28 protein-coding genes and 1 riboswitch are annotated in these 25826 nt (G+C 57.6%); of the genes, 12 read left to right on the plus strand and 16 right to left on the minus strand.

Annotated elements, in window-relative coordinates:
* The first annotated feature begins 16 nt into the window (after positions 1-16).
* From OCY70_RS09215 to OCY70_RS09230, 4 genes are read left to right on the plus strand one after another with little or no spacing between them, the layout of a single operon-like run.
* Positions 17-2161, plus strand: a complete 2145-nt coding sequence (locus tag OCY70_RS09215) for a peptidase U32 family protein (protein WP_213426634.1) — start codon at positions 17-19, stop codon at positions 2159-2161.
* The gene (locus OCY70_RS09220) at positions 2158-3495 is read left to right on the plus strand and encodes an aspartate aminotransferase family protein (protein WP_213426633.1); all 1338 of its coding nucleotides are present in this window, start codon (positions 2158-2160) and stop codon (positions 3493-3495) included. The genes OCY70_RS09215 and OCY70_RS09220 overlap by 4 nt, the downstream gene beginning before the upstream one ends.
* Positions 3496-3545: 50 nt before the next feature.
* Positions 3546-3728 carry a hypothetical protein gene (locus OCY70_RS09225; RefSeq protein ID WP_261944811.1) on the plus strand — a complete coding sequence of 61 codons (183 nt, stop codon included), beginning with the start codon at positions 3546-3548 and terminating at the stop codon, positions 3726-3728.
* A gap of 22 nt (positions 3729-3750) precedes the next feature.
* Complete coding sequence (locus OCY70_RS09230; protein ID WP_213426632.1) at positions 3751-4623, plus strand: UbiA-like polyprenyltransferase; 873 nt, start codon at positions 3751-3753, stop codon at positions 4621-4623.
* Between the two features lie 705 nt (positions 4624-5328).
* Here the strand turns inward: OCY70_RS09230 and OCY70_RS09235 are convergent.
* Together OCY70_RS09235 and OCY70_RS09240 are read right to left on the minus strand one after the other, a co-directional pair.
* Entirely contained in the window at positions 5329-5628 is a 300-nt protein-coding gene (locus OCY70_RS09235) for a hypothetical protein (RefSeq protein ID WP_213426631.1), read from the minus strand.
* Positions 5629-5671: 43 nt separating this feature from the next.
* A complete protein-coding gene (locus OCY70_RS09240; protein ID WP_213426630.1) occupies positions 5672-6295 on the minus strand; it encodes a TetR/AcrR family transcriptional regulator in 624 nt (207 codons plus the stop codon).
* Positions 6296-6563: 268 nt separating this feature from the next.
* On the opposite strand from OCY70_RS09240, the gene OCY70_RS09245 reads away from it, so the two are divergent.
* The gene (locus OCY70_RS09245; protein WP_213426629.1) at positions 6564-7307 is read left to right on the plus strand and encodes a hypothetical protein; all 744 of its coding nucleotides are present in this window, start codon (positions 6564-6566) and stop codon (positions 7305-7307) included.
* Between the two features lie 49 nt (positions 7308-7356).
* Positions 7357-7914, plus strand: a complete 558-nt coding sequence (locus OCY70_RS09250; protein ID WP_213426628.1) for a hypothetical protein — start codon at positions 7357-7359, stop codon at positions 7912-7914.
* A 53-nt stretch (positions 7915-7967) separates the two neighbouring features.
* On the opposite strand, the gene OCY70_RS09255 is transcribed toward OCY70_RS09250, so the two are convergent.
* The 5 genes from OCY70_RS09255 to OCY70_RS09275 form a co-directional block, all read right to left on the minus strand.
* Positions 7968-8495, minus strand: a complete 528-nt coding sequence (locus tag OCY70_RS09255) for an ADP-heptose synthase (RefSeq protein ID WP_249724557.1) — start codon at positions 8493-8495, stop codon at positions 7968-7970.
* Positions 8496-8670: 175 nt separating this feature from the next.
* Positions 8671-9669, minus strand: coding sequence for a polyprenyl synthetase family protein (locus OCY70_RS09260; protein WP_213426627.1), 999 nt, complete (start codon positions 9667-9669; stop codon positions 8671-8673).
* Positions 9656-10105 carry an adenylate kinase and related kinase gene (locus OCY70_RS09265; RefSeq protein ID WP_213426626.1) on the minus strand — a complete coding sequence of 150 codons (450 nt, stop codon included), beginning with the start codon at positions 10103-10105 and terminating at the stop codon, positions 9656-9658. Before OCY70_RS09265 ends, OCY70_RS09260 begins: the two co-directional genes overlap by 14 nt.
* A 99-nt stretch (positions 10106-10204) precedes the next feature.
* Positions 10205-12079: an FAD-dependent oxidoreductase gene (locus tag OCY70_RS09270; RefSeq protein WP_213426625.1), complete on the minus strand. Its 1875-nt coding sequence runs from the start codon at positions 12077-12079 to the stop codon at positions 10205-10207.
* A 180-nt stretch (positions 12080-12259) separates the two neighbouring features.
* Positions 12260-12769, minus strand: coding sequence for an FMN-binding protein (locus OCY70_RS09275; protein ID WP_213426624.1), 510 nt, complete (start codon positions 12767-12769; stop codon positions 12260-12262).
* A 452-nt stretch (positions 12770-13221) separates the two neighbouring features.
* Between OCY70_RS09275 and OCY70_RS36540 the strand changes: the two genes are divergently transcribed.
* From OCY70_RS36540 to OCY70_RS36550, 3 genes are read left to right on the plus strand one after another with little or no spacing between them, the layout of a single operon-like run.
* Positions 13222-13704 (plus strand): extracellular solute-binding protein, encoded by a 483-nt coding sequence (locus OCY70_RS36540; RefSeq protein ID WP_444980919.1) that lies wholly within the window; start codon positions 13222-13224, stop codon positions 13702-13704.
* Positions 13704-14123: an extracellular solute-binding protein gene (locus OCY70_RS36545; protein WP_444980920.1), complete on the plus strand. Its 420-nt coding sequence runs from the start codon at positions 13704-13706 to the stop codon at positions 14121-14123. Before OCY70_RS36540 ends, OCY70_RS36545 begins: the two co-directional genes overlap by 1 nt.
* A 15-nt stretch (positions 14124-14138) precedes the next feature.
* Positions 14139-14429, plus strand: a complete 291-nt coding sequence (locus OCY70_RS36550) for a hypothetical protein (RefSeq protein ID WP_444980918.1) — start codon at positions 14139-14141, stop codon at positions 14427-14429.
* Positions 14430-14530: 101 nt separating this feature from the next.
* Here the strand turns inward: OCY70_RS36550 and OCY70_RS09285 are convergent, their stop codons facing one another.
* The 8 genes from OCY70_RS09285 to OCY70_RS09315 form a co-directional block, all read right to left on the minus strand.
* Entirely contained in the window at positions 14531-15565 is a 1035-nt protein-coding gene (locus tag OCY70_RS09285; RefSeq protein WP_249724555.1) for an ABC transporter substrate-binding protein, read from the minus strand.
* A 47-nt stretch (positions 15566-15612) separates the two neighbouring features.
* Positions 15613-16677, minus strand: a complete 1065-nt coding sequence (locus OCY70_RS09290; protein ID WP_213426623.1) for an ABC transporter ATP-binding protein — start codon at positions 16675-16677, stop codon at positions 15613-15615.
* A gap of 35 nt (positions 16678-16712) precedes the next feature.
* Positions 16713-18368 carry an ABC transporter permease gene (locus tag OCY70_RS09295; protein ID WP_213426622.1) on the minus strand — a complete coding sequence of 552 codons (1656 nt, stop codon included), beginning with the start codon at positions 18366-18368 and terminating at the stop codon, positions 16713-16715.
* Positions 18369-18441: 73 nt separating this feature from the next.
* Positions 18442-18813, minus strand: coding sequence for an extracellular solute-binding protein (locus tag OCY70_RS36100; RefSeq protein WP_390955137.1), 372 nt, complete (start codon positions 18811-18813; stop codon positions 18442-18444).
* Positions 18732-19496, minus strand: coding sequence for an extracellular solute-binding protein (locus OCY70_RS09300; protein ID WP_390955138.1), 765 nt, complete (start codon positions 19494-19496; stop codon positions 18732-18734). Before OCY70_RS09300 ends, OCY70_RS36100 begins: the two co-directional genes overlap by 82 nt.
* 194 nt (positions 19497-19690) lie before the next feature.
* Positions 19691-20956: a PTS ascorbate transporter subunit IIC gene (locus tag OCY70_RS09305; RefSeq protein ID WP_213426620.1), complete on the minus strand. Its 1266-nt coding sequence runs from the start codon at positions 20954-20956 to the stop codon at positions 19691-19693.
* Position 20957: 1 nt separating this feature from the next.
* Positions 20958-21272, minus strand: a complete 315-nt coding sequence (locus OCY70_RS09310; protein WP_213426619.1) for a PTS sugar transporter subunit IIB — start codon at positions 21270-21272, stop codon at positions 20958-20960.
* Positions 21260-23362, minus strand: coding sequence for a BglG family transcription antiterminator (locus tag OCY70_RS09315; RefSeq protein WP_213426618.1), 2103 nt, complete (start codon positions 23360-23362; stop codon positions 21260-21262). The genes OCY70_RS09310 and OCY70_RS09315 overlap by 13 nt, the downstream gene beginning before the upstream one ends.
* A gap of 415 nt (positions 23363-23777) precedes the next feature.
* On the opposite strand from OCY70_RS09315, the gene OCY70_RS09320 reads away from it, so the two are divergent.
* Together OCY70_RS09320 and OCY70_RS09325 are read left to right on the plus strand one after the other, a co-directional pair.
* Positions 23778-24506, plus strand: a complete 729-nt coding sequence (locus OCY70_RS09320; protein ID WP_213426617.1) for a queuosine precursor transporter — start codon at positions 23778-23780, stop codon at positions 24504-24506.
* Positions 24507-24570: 64 nt separating this feature from the next.
* Positions 24571-24768, plus strand: coding sequence for a hypothetical protein (locus tag OCY70_RS09325; RefSeq protein WP_213426616.1), 198 nt, complete (start codon positions 24571-24573; stop codon positions 24766-24768).
* A gap of 248 nt (positions 24769-25016) precedes the next feature.
* Here the strand turns inward: OCY70_RS09325 and OCY70_RS09330 are convergent, their stop codons facing one another.
* The gene (locus OCY70_RS09330; RefSeq protein WP_213426615.1) at positions 25017-25280 is read right to left on the minus strand and encodes a hypothetical protein; all 264 of its coding nucleotides are present in this window, start codon (positions 25278-25280) and stop codon (positions 25017-25019) included.
* A 156-nt stretch (positions 25281-25436) separates the two neighbouring features.
* Positions 25437-25551, plus strand: a riboswitch (TPP riboswitch).
* Here OCY70_RS09330 and OCY70_RS09335 point away from each other — a divergent pair.
* On the plus strand, positions 25546-25683 hold the full coding sequence (locus tag OCY70_RS09335) for a hypothetical protein (RefSeq protein WP_213426614.1): 138 nt from the start codon (positions 25546-25548) through the stop codon (positions 25681-25683). (Overlaps the previous riboswitch by 6 nt.)
* Positions 25684-25826 lie beyond the last annotated feature (143 nt).

Below are 25826 nucleotides of genomic sequence, written 5' to 3' on the forward strand. Positions count from 1 at the left end.
GATAGGAGGAACGGGCATGGCTAGATATTTTCACGGCAAAGAGGTCGAGCTGCTGGCACCGGCAGGCACGTTTGAAATTTTCAAGGAAGTGATTGAGGCGAATTGCGATGCGGTCTATTTTGGCGGGCCGTCGCTGAACATGCGGATGATGCGCAAAGGCTACAATCTGTCCTACGACGAGATTCGGACGGCGGTAGAGATGGCGCATGAACGGGGCAAGCGTGTCTATGTGACGGTCAACAATCTGCTGAATGGCGAAGACATCGAGGAAGCGAAGCGGTACTTGTCGTTCCTGAACGAGGTCGGTCCGGACGGGATTATCGCTCAGGATATGGCCGTATTTCCGCTGATTAAGGAGATGAACCTGAACCGGCTTCCCGTGCATGCCTCGGTAATGATGAACGTGCATAACGAGGAAATGATTCGCGCGCTGCAGGAGCTCGGCGTGACGCGCATCGTCGCTTCCCGGGAGATGGATCTCCGGACGGCGCAGCTGCTGCAGGCGAAGACCGGCATGGAGTTCGAGTACTTCGTTCATGGCGATATGTGCACGGTGCATGGCGCCAACTGCTACTACAGCTCGCTGCTGTTCGGCAACAGCGCCAACCGGGGCCGCTGCATGAAGCCGTGCCGTTGGGAGTATCGCGTGAAGAAGGACGGCAACGTGTACCCGACCGAATATCCGCTCGCCGCCAAGGATATGAACCTGTACGAGCATGTTCCGGAGCTGATTGAGGCGGGAATCACCTCCTTCAAGATTGAGGGCCGGATGCGCGACGCCGAGTTCCTCCGCCTGCTGGTGAACAGCTACGGAGACGCGATTGACCGCTATATCGCCGATCCGGTCGGATTCGAGCGCTCGCAGGACAGCCGCAAGCTGTTCGAGAACCGGAAGCGGGATTTCACGACGGCCTATGCGTTCGGCAAGCCCGGACTGGATTATCTGAATACCCGTTATGAAGGAACCGGCAAGTTCTACAGCACGGGCAAAGTATTCAGCACCCCGACCGCCGAGCGCGAAATGAAGGAGGAGCGCATCGAGCAAGTGAAGGCTGCGTTGGCGGAAGTGCATACCCCGTCCCGCCGGACGGAACGCCCGCAGCTCTCCGTGCATGTGAACGATGCCGAGCAGGCGCAGGCCGCGCTGGAAGCGGGCGCCGATATCGTCTATCTCGCGGGAGACGTGTTCCAGCCGGCCCGGCCGTTCACGCGCAGCGATATCGAACGGATTGCCGGCGCCGCCGGCGCGTCGAAGGTGATCCTCGGCCTGCCGCGCATGATGGATGGGCTGCATATGGAGCAGTACAGCCATGCCCTGGCGCAGGACCTCAGCGGTCTGGATGGGCTGCTCGTCACGAATCTCGGCGCGATGCGCCGCTTCCGCGATGCGGGCCTGCCGCTGATCGGGGATGTCAATCTGAACGTGTACAATGCCCGTTCTGCCGAGTTCTACCACGAGCGCTTCGGTCTGGAGCGGGTAACGGCGTCGCTGGAGCTGCCGCTGCATGATCTCGGATTGCTGCTGGAGCAGAGCCCGGTTCCGGTTGAGGTGATCGTACACGGGTCTCCGGTCGTCATGTATCTGGAGCTCGATCTGTATGAGAATACGGAGGCGCTGGAGCCGATCAGCCAGGAGGATAACCGCTACGTCGACAACCGTTATCTCGTACTGATGACGGACAAAGGAGAGAATCCGGTCTACCGGGATTCTCGCGGCCGCAACCATCTCACCTTGTGCAAGGAACTGTGCTACATGCCGTTCCTCGCCGAGCTCCACTCCGCCGGAGTGAACCATTTCCGGATTGAAGGGCAGTCGTATACGGTCGAGCAGCTGCGCGGCCTCGTGCAGGCCTACCGGAAGGCGCTGGAGGGACTGGAACGATGCGAGGAGATCTTTCGCGGCATGAAGCCGGTCTATGCCGGTTATACGCTGGGCGCGCTGCAATTCGACCGCCCGATGGGCGAGCCGAAGGTACCGGCGGAAGCGAAGACGGAAGCGGAGCCTGCGGCAGAAGAGAAGGCGGAGAGGGAATCGAAACCAGCAACGGACTCGAAGGCGGAAGCGAAAACCGCAACGGAATCAAAGGCAGTGACGGAATCGAAGGGAGTAACGGATGAGAAGGAAGCAGCCGGGCAGAAGGAAGGAGCGGGTGCGCGATGACAAGCATCGGAAACGAGCGGCAGGATGTTAACCAGGCAAGCGGCATAGAGGGAAACGCCTTTATTGGCCCGGAGGGCGTGCTCGCAAAGCGCCGGGCTTATTTCTACCCGTGCACGCAGCATTTCTACCGCCAGCCGCCGCAGATCGTGCGCGGCTCCATGCAATACTTGTACGACCATGAAGGCCGCCGGTATACAGACTTCTTCGCCGGCGTATCCGTCGTCGCTTGCGGCCACTGCAACCCCCGCATCGCGGAGGCTTCGGTGAAGCAGCTGCAGACGCTGCAGCATACGACGACGATATATTTGACACAGCCGATGGCCGACCTGGCCGAGCGGCTGGCGAACGGCATCCTGCCGGGCCGGCTGTCGCGGACATTTTTCTGCAACAGCGGCTCGGAGGCCAATGAGGGCGCGCTGCTGCTCGCCCGGCTGCATACGAAGCGCCGCGATTTCCTGGCGCTGGAGTACGGGCTGCACGGCCGCACCTGGCTGACGATGGGCGTGACCGGGCTGCCGATGTGGCGGGCCGACGACCATCTCGATGAGGGCGGCGTGACGTTTATTCCACGGCCGTACGAGCCCGGCCTGGACGCGGAGTCCGCGATGCGCCGCTCGCTGGAGGCGCTGAGACAGGCGCTGGAGGCGGCTCCAGAGCGGTATGCGGCGATGATTGTCGAGCCGGTTCAGGGCAATGGCGGAATCATCGTGCCGCCGGAAGGCTATTTCCGCGAAGTGAAGGCATTGCTTGAGGCCTATGGCGTGCTGCTGATCGCGGATGAGATTCAGACCGGCTTCGGCCGTACGGGCCGCATGTTCGCGCTCGACCATGACGGTGTCGCGCCGGATATCGTCTCGATGGCCAAAGCGCTCGGGAACGGAGTGCCGATCGGCGCCTTTGCCACGACCGACGAGATTGCGGCGAGCTTCAACCGGCCGTCCGCCTCGACCTTCGGCGGCAATCCGGTCTCGTCCGCGACGGCGCTTGCCGTATTGGACTATATCGAGGAAGAAGGCCTTGTCGAGCGGGCGTCCCGGTTGGGCGAACGGCTGAAGCAGGGATTGGAAGATCTGCAGCGGAAGCATCAGGTGATCGCGGACGTGCGCGGCCGCGGACTGATGATCGGCGCGGAGCTGCAGGGCGCGGCGGGAACGGACAGCGCCGCGCTGACCGACGCCGTGCTGGAAGCGATGAAGGAGCGCGGCTTCATCATCGGGAAGAACGGCATCGGCCGCAACGTCTTGGCGTTCCAGCCGCCGCTCGTCATCGAGACAGGCGACATCGATGCGATGCTGGAAGCGCTGGACGGCGTCCTGGGCGGCATCGAAGCGTAAAATCGCCAAACGCATCGGCCCGACGCCGGCCGGTTCCAGGAGCCGGCAGCATGAGACCCGAAGCCATGAAGGCGGCCCGGAGGATAAGCATGTATAGGGACTATCGAGTGAGGCAATATATGGATAGATATGTTCCGGACCGGAGCCGCAGCCTGCAGGAGACGCAGCCTGCGGAGGATGATCCGCGGGCTGCCATGGCTTGGCGGAGAGGCCTGGCACCGAAGTTAGGATGATTGCATATTGGGGGAGTCAGAAATGATCTGGATTCAGAAGCTGTACCGCAAGACCCGGCTGTTCGGCGAGCTCGTCATGTTTTCCCATACGCTGTTCTCGCTGCCGTTCGCGCTTATCTCTATGGTATGGGCCGCCGGCGGCCTGCCGTCCGCGCATGTGATGCTGTGGTCGCTTATCGCGCTGGTGGCGGCGCGGAACGGCGCGAACGCCTTCAATCGGCTGGCCGACCGGGAATATGACGAGGCGAACCCGCGTACGGCCCACCGCCATCTGCCGCAGCGGCTGCTTCAGGAGCGGGAGGTGACGGCGTTCATCCTGCTGAATTTCGCCGTCTTCATCTTCGCGGCAGGCATGCTGAATCCGCTGTGCCTCTGGCTGTCCCCGGTCGCGATCGCGCTCATCTGCTCGTATTCGTACACGAAGCGGTTCACTTGGCTCTGCCATCTGTATCTCGGCTTCACGATTGCATCCGCGCCGGTGGGCGCCTGGTTCGCCGTCACGGGCAAGCTGGCTTTGACACCGTTCCTGCTTGGCCTGGTGGTGATGCTCTGGATTGCCGGCTTCGATATTATTTATGCAACGCAGGATATCGAATTCGACCGGAAGACCGGACTGTGGTCCGTGCCAAGCCTGTTCGGCTACGAGGACGCGCTGTTCATCGCTCGATCGCTCCATACGATTATGCTGGCCGTGCTGTTCGCCCTCTTCTTCATCCGGGGGTTGGGCTGGCTCTACTTGACGGGCATCGCGGTCTCCGCCGTGCTCCTTGCGGTCGAGCACCGCATCGTCCGGCCAAGCAGCCGGAAGCGGATGAACGTGGCCTCCTACAACCTGAATCAGGTCATCAGCATGCTGATTCTGTTTTGTACGATGGCTGATTTCTTTTTGCTCTGAGTCAGAAATGAGGACGAGCTTAGGCGTCAGGCATAGAAGTAGGAGAATGTGAGCATTGTCCTCTGTATGTGGAAAAATTCCTAAAGCGTCCACACATAAGCAGACAAAAGGGTGTTAAGCTTTGAACGTAAGAAAAATCAATATATAGAATAGTTGAGTTGTAAACTCACGATATATAGTGTTTTCGGAGCTTGAGAAAAACTGTCTCATTCTCGAAACAGTGTCCACTATTTGGAAGACAGTTCTTTCAATTTTCCATCGTACATGGACAAAAACTGGCGTTCACCCACGCATAAGAAACAGCACCCGCGAAGGGTGTTTTTCTTTGTTGTGGACACAGGCCGCTATAAATATGTAAGTTCTACGCAGGGCGAATAAAACGGGAAAGAGTGGCATTTTAATATCAACCAAAAAGCGTCTTTCCAGATTTCCACGACATTATCCTATATTCGAATATGGCCGGGACTACGTTCATGACCATCCTCAGATGCCAGCTTTGGCAGTTGAGCCGCAGCAGAAGCGACTCCTTAGTCTACAATCAATTCGGCATTCGTCATTAAGACGACGGACAAGTACACCTTGCATTCGGTTGCCGAGATCGAAGAGGCATCGCTAACAACTACGATTTGCCCAAGCTCCCCGTAAGAGAGGCTATAGACGTGCTAGCTGAACTTGGCATCGATGTTTTTGCCTCAGAAAAATAGTCTATTGACTTCTCCGAGGCAGCCGGGTACCTGCCCAGCCGCTTACCAGAATGAGTCCGTAAGCCCACATGAGCCAGCCGGCGAAGGCGGGGGCGGCGGCCGCGGCAGGAAGATTCAATCCGGCAGCACGCTTGCCGCGGTACAGCGGGAGCGTAATGGCCGCGACAATCGGTATCGTGAGCAAGTAGAACAGTATCATCCACCCCGGATTTGCCGGTTGAATCAGCCATCCGCCGAACCAGCGGAACGAGGCAGTCGCCCCGATCCAGACTAGGCATCCCCATAAAATAAACGAGCGCATAGCTCCATCCTCCTTAATGCAATGAAATGCTGTTGAACTCGAATTATAAGGGCACATCCTTATCCAGCATGGCCCGTATCCATACCTCCGCATCGCGATAGACTTCATCGACCCGATAATCGGGGTCCAGCAGTGCCTGCAGCGCGATTCCGTCGATGAGCGCATTCAGAAGCGGCGCCAGCCGCCCGGGAGACAGAGCGCCTTGCCTAGCCTTCGGCCGCTCCGCCGCTTTTCCGCTCTCTTCCTCTGTGCTGCTCGGCTGGGGGATACGGCTCTCCAGGAGCTTCGCTAATTGCTCGTTCTCCCGTGCCAGCAGTTGATGAAGCGGCGCCTGCATCGCCGGCTGATGCAGACTGTGCGCCATCATGGCGAAGAAGAGGCGGTGGTACGGGGAATCGAAGCCGCAGCGGCTGCGTGCGGATGCCAACGCATCCGCCAACACTGCCGATTCGCTTTGCATCTCGGCCCAGGATGATTCGCACCAGTCCCGCAGCACCTCCATCAACAGCTGATCTTTCGTCCGAAAATGATAAAACACCGTCCCCTGGGTCACGCCCGCCTGCTCCGCGACGGCCCGCAGCGTCGTTCGCTCCGGTCCCCGCTCGGCGATGCAGGTCCGGGCCGCTTGCAGCAGCATGTCGCGGGAGACGATATTCGGCTTGGCCATGTCAGGCTCCCTCCTTGAAGGAAATTAGGTTCACCTTAATTAGTTATTTGAATGACTAACTAAGATTGACTTCAATTTACCATATAAATGGCGAAAGCGTCAAATATGAGATGACTGTTTAGAAGCAGTTTGTAGTATCGCGCTTTACGGCATATCGAAAGGTTAACCTAATTAACCAAATATTGGGATGAAAGGCCTATATATCTTACCCAGTTCATACAATATAATGTTATTGAAATATTTGTATTAGGAGGTTGGAAGGCATTTCTTGGCGGTTGCAAAGGCGAAAGCAAAACTGGATGAAATGTCAGAGCACTTTACAATGCAATCGGAACAAGTTTTATCTGCACAAGCGGAACTTGAAAAGCTGGAGAAGGGCTATCAACAATTGGGTCTTATCAAGGTTAGTCAAGAGGAGAAGCAATCAGTGACTCCTTTATCTACAAAAGGAGATTATGCACTGGATAAGCTTACAATCTATTATGACTCCAAAGTGGGACTGCATGTTATTGAAATGGCGGGGATGTGGAAAAACACCAACTTCTACAATGATGTACAGTGTCCGCTTTCCTGCCACGGAACGATAGATGTGGGAGGGAAAGACGGAATAGGATTATTCTCATTGCATCGCGATATCAATGTTATCTCTCCAAAGTTTTACACAATAACGCACGGTACCCTGACTGAAACGGATTGGTCATATAGAGCAGATAAGGAAATAGAAAGGAGAGGTGCAGCATACTCTTTTCAAGATACTGTCCAAGTTGCAAGAGTCAATCCTCCTAAGTTTGAGCAATATAACGGATATAGACATTTAATGTGGTATTATTTTAATTTTACCGATGGTTATCCGCGACCAGGAACAACGATTTCGTTTAAAGTGACTGTAGCACACACATGGGGCAGAGCATATGTTAACAGTATAAGTGCCGGACCATTTTCAATAGGGATTGGCATTGCAAATGAATCCGAAAGTTGGAAGTTTGACGAACCTACTTACATGAGTTTTTAAAGAGGAGGCAACTCCTCTTTTTTCTGCTTGCTAAAGAAAGGTGGTCTAAATGAACAAGCGAAAAAGAGCCCTGATCGCGGGTTTCTTAATTCTTGCTGTTATTCTCGCCGTCGTCGTCATCAAGATAATAAACCGCGATCCGATAGCGCCGTTTCAGTCGCGTGCCGGTTCCATGCACCAGCTAGACCGGGACTCCCGCGTGACGTATACGATCAACTCGCATCATGTCGATTTTTTCACGGATAGCAACGGGGAAACGCTTGTGTTCTATTCGGATGCCAAGCATGATATTATTAAATATCTATATTTTCCGAAATGGACACCAGAGGATACGAGAGTGCATTGGCACCTTAGCGCACATCAAGACAGCGTCATATTTACCTCTGTCCTGCTGGACGGGGCGATTGACCGGATTACCGTGAAGGCAGAGGACGGGCGGGAGATGAGCAAGGAATTGCACCCGATTCAGTACAATAATTACCGCTTCGTGATTGCAGTTGACAATCGAATCCAGCAATCCCCTGTCGATATAACAGGATACTCCAAGGAGAATAAGGTCGTGTACAAGAACGTGAATCAAAAATACGACAAAAGTTTGTTCAAGTAAGGTTGGATGTATCCAAAAACCCGCCTCTTGCTAGCTTAAGGGGCGGGCTGGCACTAATGGATGCCGGTGTCGTCAGGGAAGTCTTCCTGTTCGACGGCATATTCGAAATCATCGATGTCGTAGATCGGAATCGGCACTTCATTGGCGATGAGCCGGCTGACAAATTCGAACTGATCCGTCAACAAAGGAGCCTGCTCGCGCATGGAGGTGAGAATGAGCTCCGTCTCCACCGGATCGAACAGTTCTCCGTAGCGCGCGTTGTCCATCGCGTTGATGATGACGCAAGAGACGTTATCGCGCAAGAGAAGGGGAGGGCTGGTCCGCCAAGGGGCGGTTAAGGCCCGTTCGATCTTCTTTTTGTTCAATTCGCTCTCGAAATAGGCGATCAGCTGCTCGATCTGCTGCTTGGCGAAGACGTCTTCTTCCGGGTCAGGCATCACCTGCTCGCCCTCTTGGCGCATCTCGTACAATTCCATGATCGTCGTATAAGGGATTACATATTCAACGGGCCGCCGGGGCTCGAATAAATGGCCGTATACCGCTAGCATAACGGCTTCCAATACAAATCGCCGAGGCTTCACTGTCGATCCTCCTTCATCTAAGATGCAGATTGCGATTGGCAGACAGGCTGCGCGCAATAACATAATAATACCACCTTGCCCCAATGGACAAAAGAGTAAACAGTTGAATTCTTCGGGAAACTCAAGAAAGCCGAACCTCCTGTATCCAAGAGATTCGGCTTCTGCCGGGTACGGGTCAATACGTTCGCGCCTCGAAATAAGACCAGAGCGTGCGCAGGTCGGCATGCGCAGGAAATGCGGACAGCTGCTCCGTCACGTCCCAGGCCTGCTTCATGAACCGATGGCTTACCGCCAGCGCTTCCTCCAGGCCGCCGCTCTGCCGGACGAGCTCGATTGCCTCGTCCATCGCCGCTTCGGAGGCATCCGGGCGCAGCAGCTCGCGCAGCTGGCTGGCCGTGGCCTCGTCCTGCATCGCCATGATGACGGGCAGGGTGACATGACCGTTGCGCAGGTCGGTGCCTGCCGGCTTGCCCAGCTCCTCGGCGGTCGCCGTGAAGTCCATGATGTCGTCCCGAATCTGGAAGGCCATGCCGAGCAGCTCGCCGAAGCGGTACAGACTGTCCACGACGTCCGGATCGGCGTCGGCGGCTTTGGCGCCAAGCTGGAGGCAGGTGGCCATCAGCAGGGCGGTCTTGTTGCGGGTCTTCTCCCAATACGCCTCCAACGGGATATCGAGATTGAAGCGCTGCTCCATCTGCTGGTATTCGCCAAGGCAGAGCTGGGTCGTCGTGACCGAGGCCAGCTCGTGGATATACTTCTCCGCCTCCTGCCCGTTGGCGGCGGCGAGCTCCATAACGCGGCACATAATATAATTCCCGATATGGACCGCGGAATAGACGCCGGTCTTGCGATGCAGGGCCGGCTGTCCGCGCCGCGTCTCTGCCTGATCCAGAATATCGTCGTGGACGAGAGAGGCGGCATGGACCATTTCGACCATCGCGGCCAATTGGTAGACGCTGTCCGTCTCCGGACGGGAGCCGAACCGGCTGCCGACGATCGTCATGATCGGCCGCAGACGCTTGCCTCCAGCGCGGATGAGATCCATGACGCTTAGCGCGACGATGGATCGGGAGGATACATCCGGGTCATGCAGCACAATTCGTTCCAGGTCGCGGTTGATGCGGGCGAGCGGGACATGCAGGCGTTCATGCAGCGTGCCGTCAAATGACCTCATACGCCACCTGCTTGTAACGCTTCATCAGGAACCGGGACATCTGGCGATGCAGCTCCGAGTCCGTTCCTTTTCCCTCAGCCCGCCGTATCTGAATCCGCTTATTGACTGTAGCCATATCGGCTATCAGCTCGGTTAACCCGTGACGCGCGGCGAACTGGTAGTACAGACTGAGCAAGAAGTCGCCGTCGAGCACCGCCTTCCCCGCGAGACGCTTGTCCTGGGGAACATGGTGATGCGTCCGCATCGCTTGACGCAGCAGCCAGTAGCATCCTAACAGAACGCGCCGTTCCTGCGCCGTCATATCGTAAGCGTCCAGCGTTCGGGCCATATCGGACAGGTAGCGTTCGTCCGAGCCTGCCGTAATGCGGATGCCAGCCAGCGGCGGAAGCTCTTGCTCAAGCATCTGAATCGTATCCTTCATAAGTTGCCGGTTCATGGGAACCCCCCGCTTCCCTGTAGAAATAAGCAAAGTAATGTGACGCAGGGACACATTACTTTGCCGTTGTCAATGAATGTTATATCGTCCGGGTCCCGATTAATCGGTGTACAGGTACCAGCGGCGGACTAACGGAATCTTCTTCCAGATGCGCTTCAGGCGAGGGTACAGGTAGTAATCCGCGCCGAAGGTGCTGCCGGAACCGCCAATCAACGCGATGCCGCCGAAGAAGTACCAGAACATCTCGTAAGGAGCCATGCCGGACGTGTAGATCATGACGCTCATCGCGCATGTTCCGATCGCGGCGATCGCCGTGAACAAGCCCAGAATCAGCATAATGCCGAAGATAACCTCGGCCGCTACCATGCAGCCTTGGAAAACATAAGCCAGCGTCGTGTAGCCGCCGTCATGCGTGTAGAACATCAGATCCATCGACCAATCGACGATGCCCTTGATGAAATCCGGCACCGGAATGGCCTTGATCGCCGTGCTTGCCCCTTCTACAGCCGATGCGGCCGTCTGGGCGTCTACGGTCGAATGGACCGCGTCGACCGCTTCCGTAGCCGCCGTAACGCCATCCATCGCCTTTGGCGGAATCAAGAACATTTGGGAAGGGTCCTTCATCAGCTTCGCCGCTTTTTCCCAACCTTGCAGCAACCACATGACCCCGATGTAGATCCGCAGCGGCACGAGCCAGAAGTTCGGCGAACGCTTGGAGAAGTGGCCGCCAACGAAGCTTCTGCGGTTCTCGATGTGGAAGACTTCGTGCATCAAATAAGTCCAGACCTTGTTAAAGCCGAGTACTTGCAAGAAGTACACGATATTGATCATATGCTTGAAGAACATGGCCAGGAAGCCGGAGAAATGGAACAGCTTCTTCGGCGTTCCGACGGCGGCAACCCCATAGCGTCCGCCAATGGAGACCATCGTGCCGTGGAAGGCAGGCTTATACGATTTTTGCGTGCCGCCCTTGATGTCGCATACGAGGTTGTGGGCGATGAGGCCGGCGGAGTGCTCGGCGTTCTCGACCATTTGCGGCACGGGCCGCTCTTCGCCTTCCGGAATATAGAAGATGTTGTCGCCGACAACATAAACATTGTCATAATCAACGGACTGCAGCTTGTCATTGGTCAAAATGCGCTTGCGGCCCTGCTGCTGCACGTCGAGATTGCCGACCAGATCGGAACCTTCGACCCCGGCCGTCCAGATAACCGTGCTCGATTTGATCTCGTTATCCTCGCCGAGAATAACCGAGTTCGGAGTCACGCCGGAGATTTTCGTTCCGGTAATGATCTCAACCTTCATTTTGCGGAGATATTTATCCGCTTTGTCGATCAGATTTTGCGGCAGAATCGGCAAAATCTTCGGTGCCATATCAGCCACGACAAGACGAACTTCGGATTCATCAACATAGAATTCCTTGCACAGCTGCTCGCGGTACTCCGCCAGCTCCCCGATCATTTCCACACCGGTGAAGCCGGCGCCGACGACGACGAAGGTCAGCATCTGCTTGCGTAGTTCCGGATCGCTCTCTTTCGTCGCATCCATGAACATTTGGCGGATCTGCTGCTTCAGCTTCACCGCATCCTCGAACGACCACAGCGAGAAGGAATGCTCCTCCGCGCCCGGGATCCCGAAGAAGGACGGTTTACATCCGGTACCGATAACAAGATGGTCATACTTATACGTGCCGCGTTTTCCCTGGAGCTTGTTGCTCTTGAAATCAATGTTCGTAATTTCGTCCAGGACGATGTCCACCTTGAGGCCCGCGAAAATTTTCTTCAGATCCATCTTGATGGCATCTTCGTCAACGCGTCCAGCGGCGACCTCGTGCAGCTCGGTCATCATCGTATGGAACGGCTTGCGGTCAATCAGCCTGATGCGGATATCCTGATCCTTTTTGAACCGTTTGGCCAGCTTCTTCGCCGTCAGGACACCGCCGTAGCCTGCGCCCAACACAACGATCTCTTTCATGGTTTCACCCCTGTATAACGATGTAGTATGAATTGCGTTGGTTCAAAATTAAACTATATCATGAAGGGAGCCCCGACAGCAGGAGAGCAAGGATGAATGCGATCAAGCGTCATCTGTGCCCGTAGGCCACCGTACTCTCTTACTGCGGAGCTCTATATTCAATCCTGAATCGAAGCCAGATTACTTAGCCGAAGCGAGAGCTTCCTCAGCCAGCTTCACAAAGCCGACAACGTGGATGGATACGCCGGAGATTGCATCCTGGGTGCCGTCATCTTTCACTGCGATGGCCGCAGGATCTTGCTTCGCAATCAGCTCTTCTTCCATTTTTTTGGCCTGCTCGCTCCATTCCAGTTCGGAACCGGCTTTCTTCATGCCGTACTCTTCGCCCAGCTCTTTTTTCGTTTTTCCGCCTTCTTTACTCACGGCGTCCCAGTTTACTTCAGCAATTTTACCGTCTTTCACGGTGATATCGAGCGTATCTTTCCAACCGGATTTCTCGTCGAATTCACCGGCTTCGGCATGGTACGTGCCATCTTTATATTGGCCTTGGGCTTGGCCTTCGCCTTGTTCCGCCGGAGTTGTTGTCTCCGTATTTGGGGTTGCTGTAGTATCTTCTTTCTTATCTCCACAGCCTGCCAGCATTCCCACTACCAAGACAGCAGACAAAAGCAATGCAATTTTCTTTTTCATAACCCGTCCCCACCTCTTCATTATTCAAAAATACTTTGTGAAAAATTTAACTAACCGTTTTACACCATGATTGTAACATCAAGACCAAATATTAGATGTGATATAAGTCACAGTCAACCCTAAAATTTAATAATATTAAAATTGTGTTGTTTTCCGGTTGTTTTTCTTATTGTTGCGAACTTTCTCCCATCTTATACAATCGGGAACCAAACCGCAATGCTTATTCCGATTCGGCTTGATAACCATATATACACCATATCCGGGCAAGGCAAACCACCGGTCGCGGATTGAGCTTGCGGCTTCACGAGGCAATCTGATGCTCGTCGTTCCGGCGCTGCTGCTGTTCGTGCTGGCACAGCGGCATATTATGCAGGCTTTCGTGTATAGCACCAAATAAAGCTTCTTACATGAATCAATCGCACATCAATGAATGGCAAAGGGGATGGAGAAGGATGAATTCGAATGGGTATCGCAGGAAGCGAATGCGGTCAGCCGTGCTGGCGATGATGATGGGGGCGGCGGCATTGTTGTCCGGCTGCGGCGCGACGGCCGCCGGCACGTCCTCGGGAAGCGCATCGGACGCCCAGAAAGGGGGACTCGCCCCGGCTCCGGCGGCCCAGATCGCTTCCGAACCGGCTGCGGGCTCGCCGGTAGAGATTGAGTTCTGGTATTCCCTGGGCGGAGCGAATGGCGAGCTCATTGAAGCGATGACGGCGGATTTCAACGCGTCTCAGGATCAAGTATTCGTCCGGCCGGCTTATCAGGGCGATTATTATACGAACCATTCCAAGGTGCTGGCCGCCGTCGCGGCCGGCAACCAGCCCGACGTCACGATGATCGAGGTCGCTTCCGTCGGGGCGTTCGCGGACGCGGGCGTCATCGATCCGCTGTCATCATATACGAAGGCGCGGAGAAGGACTATATCGACGGATTGATGGGCAACTCCTACTGGAAGGATGAGCTGTACGCCATCCCGTTCAACCGTTCGACGCCCTTGCTCTATGTGAACAAGGGGCTGCTGAAGGAGTCGGGGCTCAACCCGGAAGGCCCGAAGACTTGGGCGGAGCTGGAGGAATTCGCCCGCAAGCTGACAAAGCGGAAGGGCGGGAAGACGGTGCGGTACGGCTTCTCTACGCCGATCGACATCTGGTTCTATGAAGCGCTTGTCTTTCAGAGCGGGGGCAGCATCTTGACCGAGGACAACAAGCAGCTTGCGCTGCTGAACGAAGCGGGGAAGGCGCCGCTTGAATTCTGGTCGCGCATGATTAAGGAAGGCATCATGAAGAATCCGCCGGGCGGCGCGAATCTGGCCGTGCTCGCGGCACCGTCTACGGAGAAGAAGCAGGCGGCGTAGAAGTTCATTCAGTGGATGACCGCTCCGGAGCAGACGATACGCTGGTCGCAAGGCTCGGGGTATATGCCGGTCAGCAAGACCGCGGTGGAGTCGGACGCCTTGAAGGAGGCCTTCGCCAAGGATCCGAACTTCAAGGTCGCGATCGATCAACTGCAATATGGCAAGGCGCGTCCGATGGTGCCCGGCTATAAGGAATTGCAGGAGGTTATCATGACCGAGATCCAACGGGTCATCCTGGGCCAGGCGACGCCGGACGAAGCGCTGCAGGCCGCGACGGACAAGGCGAACAAGCTGCTGCGCAAATAAAGGACGGCTGACCGGGCAGAAGAACCGGAACGCACAGAAGCACCTCCCCGCAATCCTGGGGAAGGTGCTTCTTCTGTATGCCCGGAAGGGCCTCGGACCCGTTAAGGCGTCCGCTCTCTGCGGAGCACCTCCTCCGTCCAGCGGGCGATAAGGCGTTCGCGGTTCCGTCCCGCCCAGTCCTGATCGTAGGAAATGACATTCAGCCGATCCAACGGGAAGGCTTCCTCCGGCGATTCGGCATCGCGGTGGGTGAGGAGCTGGTAATTCCCGACCTGCTTGCCGAGCTCCTGGGCCTGCTTCGAGAGCGCCCAATCGACGAACAGCCTCGCTTCATGCTCCTGGGGCGCTCCCTGGATGATGCCGACGGCGCCGATCTCGTACCCGGTTCCTTCCTTCGGGAAGCTGATGACGATGTTGCGGAATCCTTCCTTATAAAACTTGAGCGCGTCATGGGAAAACATGACGGCGGTGCCGACCTCGCCCATGCCAACGGTGCGGCCGGGAACGCTGCCCGACGTCGTGTAGATGACGTTCTGATCGTGCAGCCGCTTCAAATAGCGGAACGCCTCGTCTTCGCCGAAGAGCTGCACCAAGGTGGCGAGCGTTGTATAGGCCGTTCCGGATGAACGCGGATCGGGCATCGTAATCATGCCGCGGTAGGCCGGACTCAGCAGATCGTTCCATGATTGCGGCGCTTCGCCGCCCACTTCCTGCAGCCACGTCTTGTTCGAGACGAAGGCGATGGAGCCGACGTAGATGCCGGTCCAATAGCCGTCCTTGTCCCGGTACATCGGATCGATCATCGCCGCGTTCGGCGATACGTAAGGGGAGAGCAGCCCTTCCGACTTGGCCTGCACGAACGTATCGGAAGGCCCGCCGAACCAGATGCTCGCCTTCGGCTGCTCCCGCTCTGCCCGGATGCGGGACAGAATCTCCCCGTTCGCCATCCGGACATAGGACACTTTGATGCCGGTCTGCTTCTGGAATGTCTCGATCGCTTTGATGGCGTGATCCTCATACAGGCCGGCATAGATCGTCAGCGTCCCCTTCGGTTCGGTCCCGCAGGAGGCCAACAGGAGCAGAAGCGGCATGCAGAGGGACAGCATCACCAGATGTCGTATTTTCGAAGCGCGCATGCTTATCCCTCCCTGTATAGAATGGCATCTGCCGTCAAGCCTTCCCTTTAGATAACGTGCAGCGATTGTTCCGCGAACCGGAGCGAGACGAAGTCCCCGGCCCGGAACACATGATCCAGAATCGGATTATGCTCCGTAATCTGCAGCGTCTGTCCTTCGTACTCGACTTCGTATTCCTGGGTCTGGCCCATAAAGACGCTCTTGACCACCGTCCCGACATGCGATGCGCCGGCTTCGGCCAACGAGACCGCCTCCGGGCGGATAACGACGGTGACCCGATCCTGCGGCTTATGCTTCGTGCGTCTCACCCGCAGATCGCCGGAGGCGGTGGCGACGGTCATATGGCCGTCCTCTACGCTCTTCACCGTGCCTTCAATGAAGTTCGCGGTGCCGATGAAGTCGGCGACGAACTTCGTCTTCGGGCGTTGATAGATTTCAACCGGGGATCCGACCTGTTCGATCTTCCCCTTGTTCATGACGATAATCTGATCGCTCATGCTCATCGCTTCGCTCTGATCATGCGTCACATAGATGGCCGTAATGCCGATCTGCTGCTGAATGCGGCGAATCTCGTCGCGCATGACGAGGCGCAGCTTCGCGTCCAGATTGGACAGCGGCTCGTCGAACAGCAGCACGCCGGGCTCCATGACAAGCGCGCGCGCCAGCGCGACCCGCTGCTGCTGGCCGCCGGACAGCTGCGACGGCATGCGATCCTTGTATTCCCGCAAGTTCATTATATCCAAGACCGAGTCGACTTTGGAGCGAATTTGGTCTTTGGACATTTTCTTGATGCGGAGCCCGTAGGCGACGTTGTCGAACATGTTCAAGTGGGGGAACAGCGCGTACGACTGGAACACCATCGTGCAGTCGCGCTTGTTCGGAGGAATCGGATTCACCAATTCGTCTCCGAAATAGATGCTTCCCGACGTGATTTCCTCGAATCCGGCGATCATGCGCAGCGTGGTCGTCTTGCCGCAGCCGGACGGGCCGAGCAGCGTCACGAATTGGCCGGCTTCAATCTCCAGATGGATATCCGACACGGCATACGAGGTGTTCCCCTGTCCGTCCGCGTACGCCTTGGAGACTTGTTGCAATGTTACAGATTTGGCCATGATGTAGCTTCCTCCTTATGGGACGTATCGATTGACTACGCGGATCGCTCCGACCCGCCGAACCAGGCGACGAGCGCATTGAGCAGCGCCATGGCGATGATCATGATAACGATGAGTATCGTGCAGTAGGCGCTGGCGACCCCGATGCGGCCCGCCTCGACCTGGGCCAGGATGGAGGCCGTAATCAGGTTGAACTTGGCCGATATCAAGAAGATGACGGCGCTCATCGCGGTCATGCTCTTCACGAAGCTGTAGACGAGCCCGCTGAAGAAGGCCGGCTTGATCAGCGGCAGGACGACGCTCGTGAAGTTCTTGTACTGGCCGGCGCCCAGATTGGTGGCCGCTTCCTCGATAGCCGGGTCGATCTGCTGCAGCGAGGCAATCCCGGAGCGGATGCCGACCGGCATCGCCCGCACGACGAAGGCGGCGATAATGATGACCGCCGTTCCCGTCAAAGCCAGCGGCGCCTTGTTGAACGACAGAATGTATCCGATCCCGATGACGGTGCCCGGCACGGCGATCGAGAGCATGCTGATCGCTTCCAGCGCCTTTTTGCCGAAGAAGCGCTTGCGCACGATAAGGAAGGCGATAATCATGCCGAGGAGCCCTGCGATTGGCGTCGCGATGAGGGACAGCATCAGGGTGTCGCCCATCGCTTTTTGTCCAAGCGAGAAGACGTACTTATAATGATCCAGCGTGAAGCTGTTGTTGATGCCCCACAGCTTGATGAAGGAGCCGATCGGGACGAGCACATAGAACGCGATGACGATAACGGACATCAGCGTGCAGAAGGCGAACAGCATATGCTTGACGGGGCCGGACTCGATCATGCGGCGTCCGCCCGTCGGCTTCCCGGTCACGGTGACGTAGCTCTTCTTGCCCACCCAGAACTTCTGCAGGGCATAGACGATGAGCGTAATCATAAGCAGCAGCATGGCGAGCGCCGCGCCGGCCTGCATGTCGTAGCTGCCGACCGCCTGCAGATAGATTTCGCGGGCGACCGTCGAATAGTTCCCCCCGATGGTCATCGGGTTCCCGAAGTCAGCCAGCGACTGCACGAAGACGAGCAGGAACGCGTTGGCAATGCCGGGAACGGAGAGCGGCAACGTGACGGTCAGGAACGTCTTGAGGCGGCTCGCGCCCATGTTCTGGCTCGCTTCCTCCAGCGCGGGACTGATCGAACGAAGCAGCCCGGCGAGCGTCAGGAAGGCGACCGGGAAGAAGGTGAGCGTCTGCACCAGCACAAGGCCCTGCAGCCCGTATATATTGGCGTTCTCCAAGCCAAGCAAATGCTTGGTCACCAGCCCCTGCTTCCCGAGCAGCAGCATCGCGGACAGCGCGATGACGAACGGCGGGGAGATGACAGGCAGGATGGCGATGCCGTTGAACAGCTTTTTGAATGGAACCTTCACGTAAGCGAACGTATAGGCGAACACATAAGCAATCGCCGTGGAGATCGTCGAGACGATCAAGGCCAGCACCAGGGAGTTCGTCAATGACTCGAACAGTTGGCCGCCCGACAGCACCCGCTGGTAGCCCTCCGTGCCGAATTGGCCTGCGTTGGTCAGCAAGCTCGACTTCATGATTTGAAATAACGGATATACGATGAAGACCAATAAGCTGAGCATCACGAGCGCAATGCAGACGAACAGCAGCGGCTCCCGTTTGAATCTTGTCAACAGACGGGCCATTCCAGGTCTCTCCTCTCATGATGTAATGCAGCGCTGTTCCGGAGGGCCGGAGACCGGCCCGTGGACAGACGCGTTATTTCTTGTTGACTTCTTTGTTCCATTTGTCGATGAGGCGCTGGCGCTCATTGCCCGCTTCCATCACATCGTAGTCAATCGTATGAATGTCGGACAGCTTGATCGCCTTGTCCGGCCCGACCGCTTCCGGGTTGGTCAAGTTCTGGAAGCTGCCGACCCGCTTGCCGACTTCCTGCGCGCTTGGCGAGAGCGACCAGTCGATGAATTTTTTCGCCAGCTCCTGATTTTTGGAATTTTTGATAATCGCGACGGCTCCCGTCTCATACCCGGTTCCGTCTTCCGGTATCGTCAGCACGAGGCTGTCGAAGCCCTCTTCCTGATACTTGATGATGTCATGCGCGAACAGCACCCCGACACCGGCTTCGCCCATGCCGACCATGCGCCCCGGAGGAGCGTCGTATACTGCTGCACCTGAGGATGCAGCTTTTTCAAGTATTCGAAGCCCTGCTCCTCGCCGCCGAACGCCTTCAAGATCGTGTATACCGCCGAGTACGCGGTGCCGGACGAGGCCGGGTTGGCCATGACGAGCTCGCCCTTGAATGCCGGGTTCAGCAGATCCTCCCATTTCGTAGGCGCTTCGACGCCTTTCTTCTCCAGGAATTCCTTATTGGCCGCGAATCCGAGCGGCGCGACGTAAATGCCGGTCCAATAGCCCTCCGGATCTTTATATTTCGGATCGATTTTGTCCGCAATCGGCGATTGGTACGGCTGCAGCAGATCTTCGCTCACCGCCTGCACGAAGGTGTCGGCCGGCCCGCCATACCAGATATCGGCTTGCGGATTGTCCTTCTCGGCCCGGATCTTGGCGAGAATCTCGCCGCCGGACATCCGGATCATCTCGGCTTCGATGCCCGTATCCGCGGTGAACTGCTTCATCGCCTCCACGGCATGGTCCTCCTGGAAGCCGACATAGACGGTCAGCTTGCCGGATGCCGCCGGCTTGTCTCCCTGGGCGCCGTCCGCCGCCGTGCCGGATGAGCCGGACGAACCGCAGCCCGCGAACAGGGCGGCCATCAAGACGAGTGAAGTGAGCATGCTTGTCCATTTTCTCATTGTGTAGATCCCCCTTGGCTTGATTTGGCTCCATTATATTGGATACGCTTACATGGGTGTGAGTCCAAGTTCCTGCCGTTTGCTGCGGCAAAAAAATAGTACCTTGCCTCGGGCGCGGGGCCGTTCGGGCAAGGTACTTAATACATGCGAATATTCGTTATCTTCCGGTGATGAGTTCCGGAGCGGCGCCTCGCTCAATAGAACAGCCGCACAATCGAATGGACGGCCACCCCGATGACGGAGAAGTCGCTGTCGGCGAAGGTCGCCCGCAGGAAACCCAGATTCGACAGCAGCGGAATCAGCAGCACCGGCAGCATCGTGATGACGAAGCCGTGGATGAGGGAGGCGGCGATCATGCCTGTTCGTCCGCCCGTCTTGTAGGCGATGACGCTCGCCGCGCCGCCCGAGAAAAAATGCGGGATGACGCCGGGAATGATGACCGTATATTGAAATTGGAGCAGCACGATCATCGCGACAATGCCGCCCGCGAAGCTGAGAAAAAAGCCGAACATGGCCGCGAACGGCGAATATTTGAACAGCACCGGGCAATCGAGCGCAGGGATGGCCCCTGGCACGAACCGATCGGCGATGCCTTTGAACGCGGGGATAATCTCGGACAGCATCATGCGGACCCCGGCCAGGATGATATAGCATCCGCCCGCGAACCAGGTCGCCTGGATCAGCGAGACGACGATAAAATGCCGTCCCGAGAACATCTCCTCCATACGGTTGGACGGCGTGAACAAGCCGGAGACGAGGAACAAGCCGAAGGTGAACACCGTGATGACGCTCATATGGTCCTGGAAAAAGGCGCGCAGCTTCTGCAGCTTCGCCGGCTCGGGCGGCTCGGAGCCCGGGCGGAACCAGGAGGCGATCCAGCCGCTCAGGACGTAGCCGATGCTGTTGAAATGCCCGATGGCGAACTGGTCGTCTCCCGTTGTCTTGCGGACATAGGGCTGGGCGATGAAGGGGCCAAGCGATATCGCGGCCGCCAGCACCGTCGCGCCCATAAGGACCGTCTGCCAGAGCGGCAAAGCCATCGACATGAGCAGCCCGGCCAGCATGGAGGCCATGAACAGCATATGGTGGCCCGTCAGAAAGACGTATTTGATCGGCGTGAAGCGGGCGATCACGAGATGAAGCGCCATGCCGAACAGCATAATCAAGGCGATTTCTTCGCCGTAATTGATTTGGGCAAGGGCGGTGATCGTCTCATTATGCGGAATAATGCCGATGATCTGAAATCCGTTCTGAATGATGGCGGACAGGTTCGACAGGGATGAGCCCGCAGCGGCCGCCCCGATCTGGAGCAGCGTATACCCGAGCATCGTCTTGATCGTGCCGTTGGCCAGCCGCTGCACCGGCTGCTTCTGCAGCAGAAGGCCGAGGAAGGCGATGAAGCCGAGCAGAAGGGCGGGCTCCCCGAGCAAACCTTTGTTAATGAATTGGGCGGGGTTCATGTCACGTGATATCCTCCCGGCGTTCTGCGGGCAGCCACTGCCGGAAGGCCGGGCTGTCCAGCAGCTTGCGCTTCAAATATTGGCGGTCCAGGATGTCGTCCAGCCCGATCGCCTCGACGCCGTGACCGGCGTCCAGGCCATCGATAATGACGGAGGATCCGATGATGATATCGGCGCCGTGGGCATACATGGACGTGACATCCGTATGCTCCACTTCCGCGGACACGCCCAGTTCCTTCAACAGCGCTTCCAGATTGATTCGGATCATGAGGCTCGTCCCCAGACCGCTGTTGCACGCTACAATTATTTTTCGCATAGGTCCTCCTTCTGCTTCAACAGCCGCCATAGCTTGTCCGGATCGGACGCCGTACGGAGCGCCCCCAGGAAAGAGGCCTCATTGAGCGCCTCAAGCAGCGTGCTCAGGGCGGCAATATGCTTCTCCTTGTCCACCGCCGCCAACGTGATGACAAGCCATACGGGGTGCCCCGCCGGACCGAAGGGGATCGGCTCCTTGAAGGTCACGAGGCTGAACCCGGTCTGCCGGACATGATCGGGCAAATAGGCGTGCGGGAAGGCGATTCCTTCATGAAAAATAAAGTGATGCTTCTGCGACCGAATCATCGCGAGCAGCCTCTCCTCGTAGGCAGCGTCCGTCCATCCGTGAGCGGACAGCAGACCGTTCCCGATGCGGATCGCCGCCTCCCAATCGGCCGGGTCAAGCTGCAGCCGGATGGCAGAGGACGGGAGCAGGCGGCTGAGGCGGCAATCCTCCTCCTGCCGATGCAGCGGTCCGCCCTGGAACAGCGCGAGCAGCTCCTCCAGCAGCTCGCCGCGATGGCGGATGTCGGCGTGGCGCTCCACGATGCGCAGCACGTCGTTGACGGTCTGAATCGCCGCCGCGGCCACCGTGTCGGGAGCCGGCTGTACGCCGAGGAAGGCGGCAATCCGCTTCTGCTCCGGCTCCGTCAGCAGCGGAGACACCTTCATCCATGGAAGGGGAAGCGGGTGCCCGATATCCATCGTCGTCAGCACCGCGTCGGCATCCTGGAGCCGCAGCTTCAATGAATCTTTGTAGGAGTACGTGCCGGCGATCTCGACTTGGGGGAACAGGACAGAGAGCCGCCGCTCGATAATGGCCGAGGTGCCCAGGCCCGAACCGCATACGATGGCGACGCGCTTCGGGGAATACGTCACGTTCGGCGTAAGCCCGCTGCCGATATGAAGCATGATATAGCCGATCTCGTCCCGATCGAAGGTGACGGACAAGCCGGCCACCTCCTCGTTGACGATGCGCTCCAGGGATGCCAGCAGCGCACCGTATTGCTCCTCCAGCTGCGGGAGGAGCGGGTTGTTGGATTGCAGTCCGAATCTGGCCCGGTAGACGGCGGGCTTCAGGTGAATCGCCAGACCCTGCACCAGTTGTTCGGTCAGCTGCAGCGGCGACTCCAGCATCTCCTCCGTACGTTCGATAATGCGCTGCGCCAGCGCGTGGAACAGTTCTTCCTGCTCGGGCAGCTGCTGCTTCTGCGCGCCGAGCACATGCTGCGTAATATAGCCAATCTCCGCGTCAGGCAACGCGACGCCGAAGTGGCGCTCGATCTCCGGCCGGATCCGGAGCTGAATCAGGCGGTAGGCCGGATGGGCCTGCAGCTCCTGCAGCAATCCCGATTCCATCTCGATCGCATGCTTATGCTTCAGCCGTTCCATCGCCATGAGCAGATGCAGGGTGAGCGTGGAATAGCCCGCATCGGTGAACTGCACCTGCAGCAGATCCTCCAGCCGCTGCACGAGATCGAACAGGAAGCGGGCGTCCGCAACCTGGAACCAGGAATTCCACAGCAGCGCCCCATAAGGATCCTGGCGCTCCGCCTGCCTGTCCCAGACGAAGCGCATCAGCTTGTCGTCGGTCAATTCGGCCCGCAGCAGCTCCAGATAGGCGCTTCGCTTCCGCTGCTCGCTGCCGCCCACGCTCAAGATGCCGCGCTGCTTGGCGAGCGTCAGGCGGCGTTCCTCCAGCCACCGCTTGCATTCGGCCAGATCGACCAGCAGCGTGTTCTTGCTGATGCCGTACTCGTCCATCAGCTTCCCCATATGGATGCTGGTCTGCTGCAGCAGCCGCTTCAGCAGAAGCGCCAGCCTCTCCTTGGCGTCGACCGTGTCGGGCGGCTGCGCCAGCTTCTGCACGAGCAGCTCGGTCTGCCGGGGCTGCAGCCGCAGCCGGACGCCGCATGTCCGGCTCCGTTCCAGCACGGTCCCGTGCCGGGCCAGCCAGTCTTCCAGCTGAAGCAGATCATGGCGGACGGTGCGGGGGGAGATGGAGAATTCATCAACCCAGTGCTGTATCGGGATATAATCGCGAGCTTCCATCAGAAGCTGAAGCATTCGTTGTTGACGGCTCGTTATCATAGATGTCCCCTGTCTGTCGTATTCTGTCATGAATTCGCTTACATGTCTTGATTATTGCATATTTTCGCGCAGCGTCAAGGGTGAACGCCGGGCAGCGGGGATGCGGATCGGCGGGACGGCCCCGAGGCCGTACGCTTTGATGCGGACGAAAACGGGGCATGGGCCCGAGCAATACGCTTGATGCAGAAGGATCGGCGGCCGCCGCCCGACCGTTCGCGCGATACAGACCTGATCGGGGCGGCCGCCCGGCAAGGCAGGGCCGCAGCGGGCATGCCGGCCGAGGAGAGTGATGGAAGGAAAACAATGAGTTTTTGGCATTGGCAATTGACCCGGTCTATGGTAAAGTATACCCCTGTGTGCCATCGCACCGCGGTTCGCAACCATCCCGCGTAATCAAAACTAGGGGGAGTACCGAATGTTTAATTTCATATGGGGGATATTGTTTGTCCTGGCCAATTTCGGCTTTTTTCTGCTGTGCTACCGTTTGTTCGGCAAGAGCGGCTTGTTCGCCTGGGTCGGCGTCATGACCATCTTCGCCAATATTCAGGTCGGCAAGACGATCGAGATGTTCGGCATCGTGATGACGCTGGGCAACGCGGCGAATGCCAGCCTGTTCATGACCTCGGATCTGCTCAACGAGAAATACGGACCGAAGGAAGCGCGCCGCGCGGTCTGGTTCGGATTTTTCATGCTCATCATGACAACCGTTATTATGCAGATGGCCCTTGCTTTCATTCCTCAAGGAGATGAGATTGCCCAGACGGCGCAGGCGTCGCTGGCGCATATTTTCGACTTGATGCCGCGGGTCGCCGCGGGGAGCCTGACGGCCTATCTCGTCAGTCAATTTCTCGATGTCAAGCTGTTCAGCATGCTGCGGGAACGGTTCCCGAAGTCGGGCCAGTTATGGATTCGCAGCAACTGGAGCACGGGAATCAGCCAATTGGCGGACTCGTTCGTCTTCTGCACGATCGCGTTTGCCGGCTATTACCAATGGGATGTATGGTTCCAAATTTTGCTGACGACCTATGTCGTCAAGCTGCTGCTGTCGGTAGCGTCAACGCCGTTTTTGTATTGGGCGAGAAGCTTCCGCGTGCCCGGAATGGAATTGTCCGCCACTGGGGAAGGCAGGATGGACCGACGATAGCTTGCGGGAGAGATATCCGCCTGGCTTCGCAGACAAGATGCGGAGCCGGGCGGTTTTTTTGTGAATGCGGACATCGAAAAAATACGGGCGGAAGCGCAGCGGCAAGTCGGCGAAGGGAAGAAGTCCAAGCTATCATCGGATAGGCAGCGAGCTGAACCCGGAAGGCGCGGCTTCGCTGTTGCCGCGTTGGGATTTGACGATGGCATCAGCGGGCGATAAAAGGGGCATTATGCGGCGGCAGGGACATCTCTCGCCGAGATAACGGCCGAGCTTTTTTGACAAAATGCGCCATGTTTCACATGGAACGTTTCTGGGGAGAGAGCGTTCGTAATGGGTCATCCACTTGGGGCGGTAGAAGCCTTATATTGCGCCAGGCATCGCCGCGGGATGTCTGCCGCGAGATCTCCGATTCCGCCTTGGTCGGACGGCCTGATTCCCCGTACAAAAAGGGGTTCCTGCGCTGATTAGCGGCTGGAACCCCTTGCTTCACTCGGTCGTTGATATATGTGATCAATACCAATGTCCGTTCTGCATCATTTGGTTATGCATCATGCCCCCGCGCATCATGCCTTGGCTGCGGACAGCCTGGCGATCGGATCCGTGGCAGTGTTGCACCATTTCCTCAATCTGCGTATCGGTCATGTCCGGATGCATCTGCTTCATATGGGAAAGCATTTGGCCGAAGCCGCTGTCGCCGCTGCCGGAGGCGTATACCGCGGTTCCGAAGATGAGGGCGAGCGCGGTTGCCCCAACCCATGCAAGTCGTTTTTTCATGAAAACATCCCTCCAGGGCCATCATACCCGAACCGGAAAGCGGATTGCTATGTGCTTCGTCACAAGAAAGGTATGGGAGATGCGGCTCCTGCCCCGGATAACGGCTGGACAAGGGAGCGGACGAGGTCTATAATTGCATGTGAAACGGCAACTGAATATGCATACTAGGGGGGCTGGAATAGGGCCGGCTGAGATCGTATCCCGTGAAGATACTGACCCTTACACCTGATCTGGGTAATGCCAGCGTAGGAATGAGAATGGCGCCATGCCGAACGGCGGAGGCGTTCATTTGCGGCCGGCGATTCCGATGCACCGCATCCGTGTTCACATCGCGGGCGGGCAAGCGGAATGCTCCGCATGGAACGCGCCGTACCATTCGAGCTGCCGCCATGCATGCGCATAGGTAATGGATAGCGTAAGCGCCCCGATGAGGGGCGCTTTTTTGGATCCGGGCGAGTGCTTAGCGCATCCGCTCATCAGGGAGGGGCTCGGCAGGACGCCGTTGTGCCGGGACTCAACCGGATCGTATGCCAGAGAAGGAGCAAG

The sequence above is a fragment of the Paenibacillus melissococcoides genome (assembly GCA_944800085.1).
In the GTDB taxonomy this organism is placed as follows: Bacteria; Bacillota; Bacilli; order Paenibacillales; family Paenibacillaceae; genus Paenibacillus_B; species Paenibacillus_B melissococcoides.

Coding starts and splice junctions, on each gene's coding strand:
- OCY70_RS09320 (WP_213426617.1), top strand. CDS start 23,778: ATGTTTAATTTCATATGGGGGATATTGTTTGTCCTGGCCAATTTCGGC.
- OCY70_RS09295 (WP_213426622.1), bottom strand. CDS start 18,368: ATGGCCCGTCTGTTGACAAGATTCAAACGGGAGCCGCTGCTGTTCGTC.
- OCY70_RS09275 (WP_213426624.1), bottom strand. CDS start 12,769: ATGAAAAAGAAAATTGCATTGCTTTTGTCTGCTGTCTTGGTAGTGGGA.
- OCY70_RS09305 (WP_213426620.1), bottom strand. CDS start 20,956: ATGAACCCCGCCCAATTCATTAACAAAGGTTTGCTCGGGGAGCCCGCC.
- OCY70_RS36100 (WP_390955137.1), bottom strand. CDS start 18,813: ATGGGCGAAGCCGGTGTCGGGGTGCTGTTCGCGCATGACATCATCAAG.
- OCY70_RS36550 (WP_444980918.1), top strand. CDS start 14,139: ATGACCGCTCCGGAGCAGACGATACGCTGGTCGCAAGGCTCGGGGTAT.
- OCY70_RS09265 (WP_213426626.1), bottom strand. CDS start 10,105: ATGAACCGGCAACTTATGAAGGATACGATTCAGATGCTTGAGCAAGAG.
- OCY70_RS09230 (WP_213426632.1), top strand. CDS start 3,751: ATGATCTGGATTCAGAAGCTGTACCGCAAGACCCGGCTGTTCGGCGAG.
- OCY70_RS09215 (WP_213426634.1), top strand. CDS start 17: ATGGCTAGATATTTTCACGGCAAAGAGGTCGAGCTGCTGGCACCGGCA.
- OCY70_RS09225 (WP_261944811.1), top strand. CDS start 3,546: ATGAGACCCGAAGCCATGAAGGCGGCCCGGAGGATAAGCATGTATAGG.
- OCY70_RS09235 (WP_213426631.1), bottom strand. CDS start 5,628: ATGCGCTCGTTTATTTTATGGGGATGCCTAGTCTGGATCGGGGCGACT.
- OCY70_RS09315 (WP_213426618.1), bottom strand. CDS start 23,362: ATGATAACGAGCCGTCAACAACGAATGCTTCAGCTTCTGATGGAAGCT.
- OCY70_RS09260 (WP_213426627.1), bottom strand. CDS start 9,669: ATGAGGTCATTTGACGGCACGCTGCATGAACGCCTGCATGTCCCGCTC.
- OCY70_RS36545 (WP_444980920.1), top strand. CDS start 13,704: ATGGGCAACTCCTACTGGAAGGATGAGCTGTACGCCATCCCGTTCAAC.
- OCY70_RS09220 (WP_213426633.1), top strand. CDS start 2,158: ATGACAAGCATCGGAAACGAGCGGCAGGATGTTAACCAGGCAAGCGGC.
- OCY70_RS09250 (WP_213426628.1), top strand. CDS start 7,357: ATGAACAAGCGAAAAAGAGCCCTGATCGCGGGTTTCTTAATTCTTGCT.
- OCY70_RS09290 (WP_213426623.1), bottom strand. CDS start 16,677: ATGGCCAAATCTGTAACATTGCAACAAGTCTCCAAGGCGTACGCGGAC.
- OCY70_RS09310 (WP_213426619.1), bottom strand. CDS start 21,272: ATGCGAAAAATAATTGTAGCGTGCAACAGCGGTCTGGGGACGAGCCTC.
- OCY70_RS36540 (WP_444980919.1), top strand. CDS start 13,222: ATGAATTCGAATGGGTATCGCAGGAAGCGAATGCGGTCAGCCGTGCTG.
- OCY70_RS09300 (WP_390955138.1), bottom strand. CDS start 19,496: ATGAGAAAATGGACAAGCATGCTCACTTCACTCGTCTTGATGGCCGCC.
- OCY70_RS09325 (WP_213426616.1), top strand. CDS start 24,571: ATGCGGACATCGAAAAAATACGGGCGGAAGCGCAGCGGCAAGTCGGCG.
- OCY70_RS09330 (WP_213426615.1), bottom strand. CDS start 25,280: ATGAAAAAACGACTTGCATGGGTTGGGGCAACCGCGCTCGCCCTCATC.
- OCY70_RS09270 (WP_213426625.1), bottom strand. CDS start 12,079: ATGAAAGAGATCGTTGTGTTGGGCGCAGGCTACGGCGGTGTCCTGACG.
- OCY70_RS09285 (WP_249724555.1), bottom strand. CDS start 15,565: ATGCGCGCTTCGAAAATACGACATCTGGTGATGCTGTCCCTCTGCATG.
- OCY70_RS09240 (WP_213426630.1), bottom strand. CDS start 6,295: ATGGCCAAGCCGAATATCGTCTCCCGCGACATGCTGCTGCAAGCGGCC.
- OCY70_RS09335 (WP_213426614.1), top strand. CDS start 25,546: ATGCCGAACGGCGGAGGCGTTCATTTGCGGCCGGCGATTCCGATGCAC.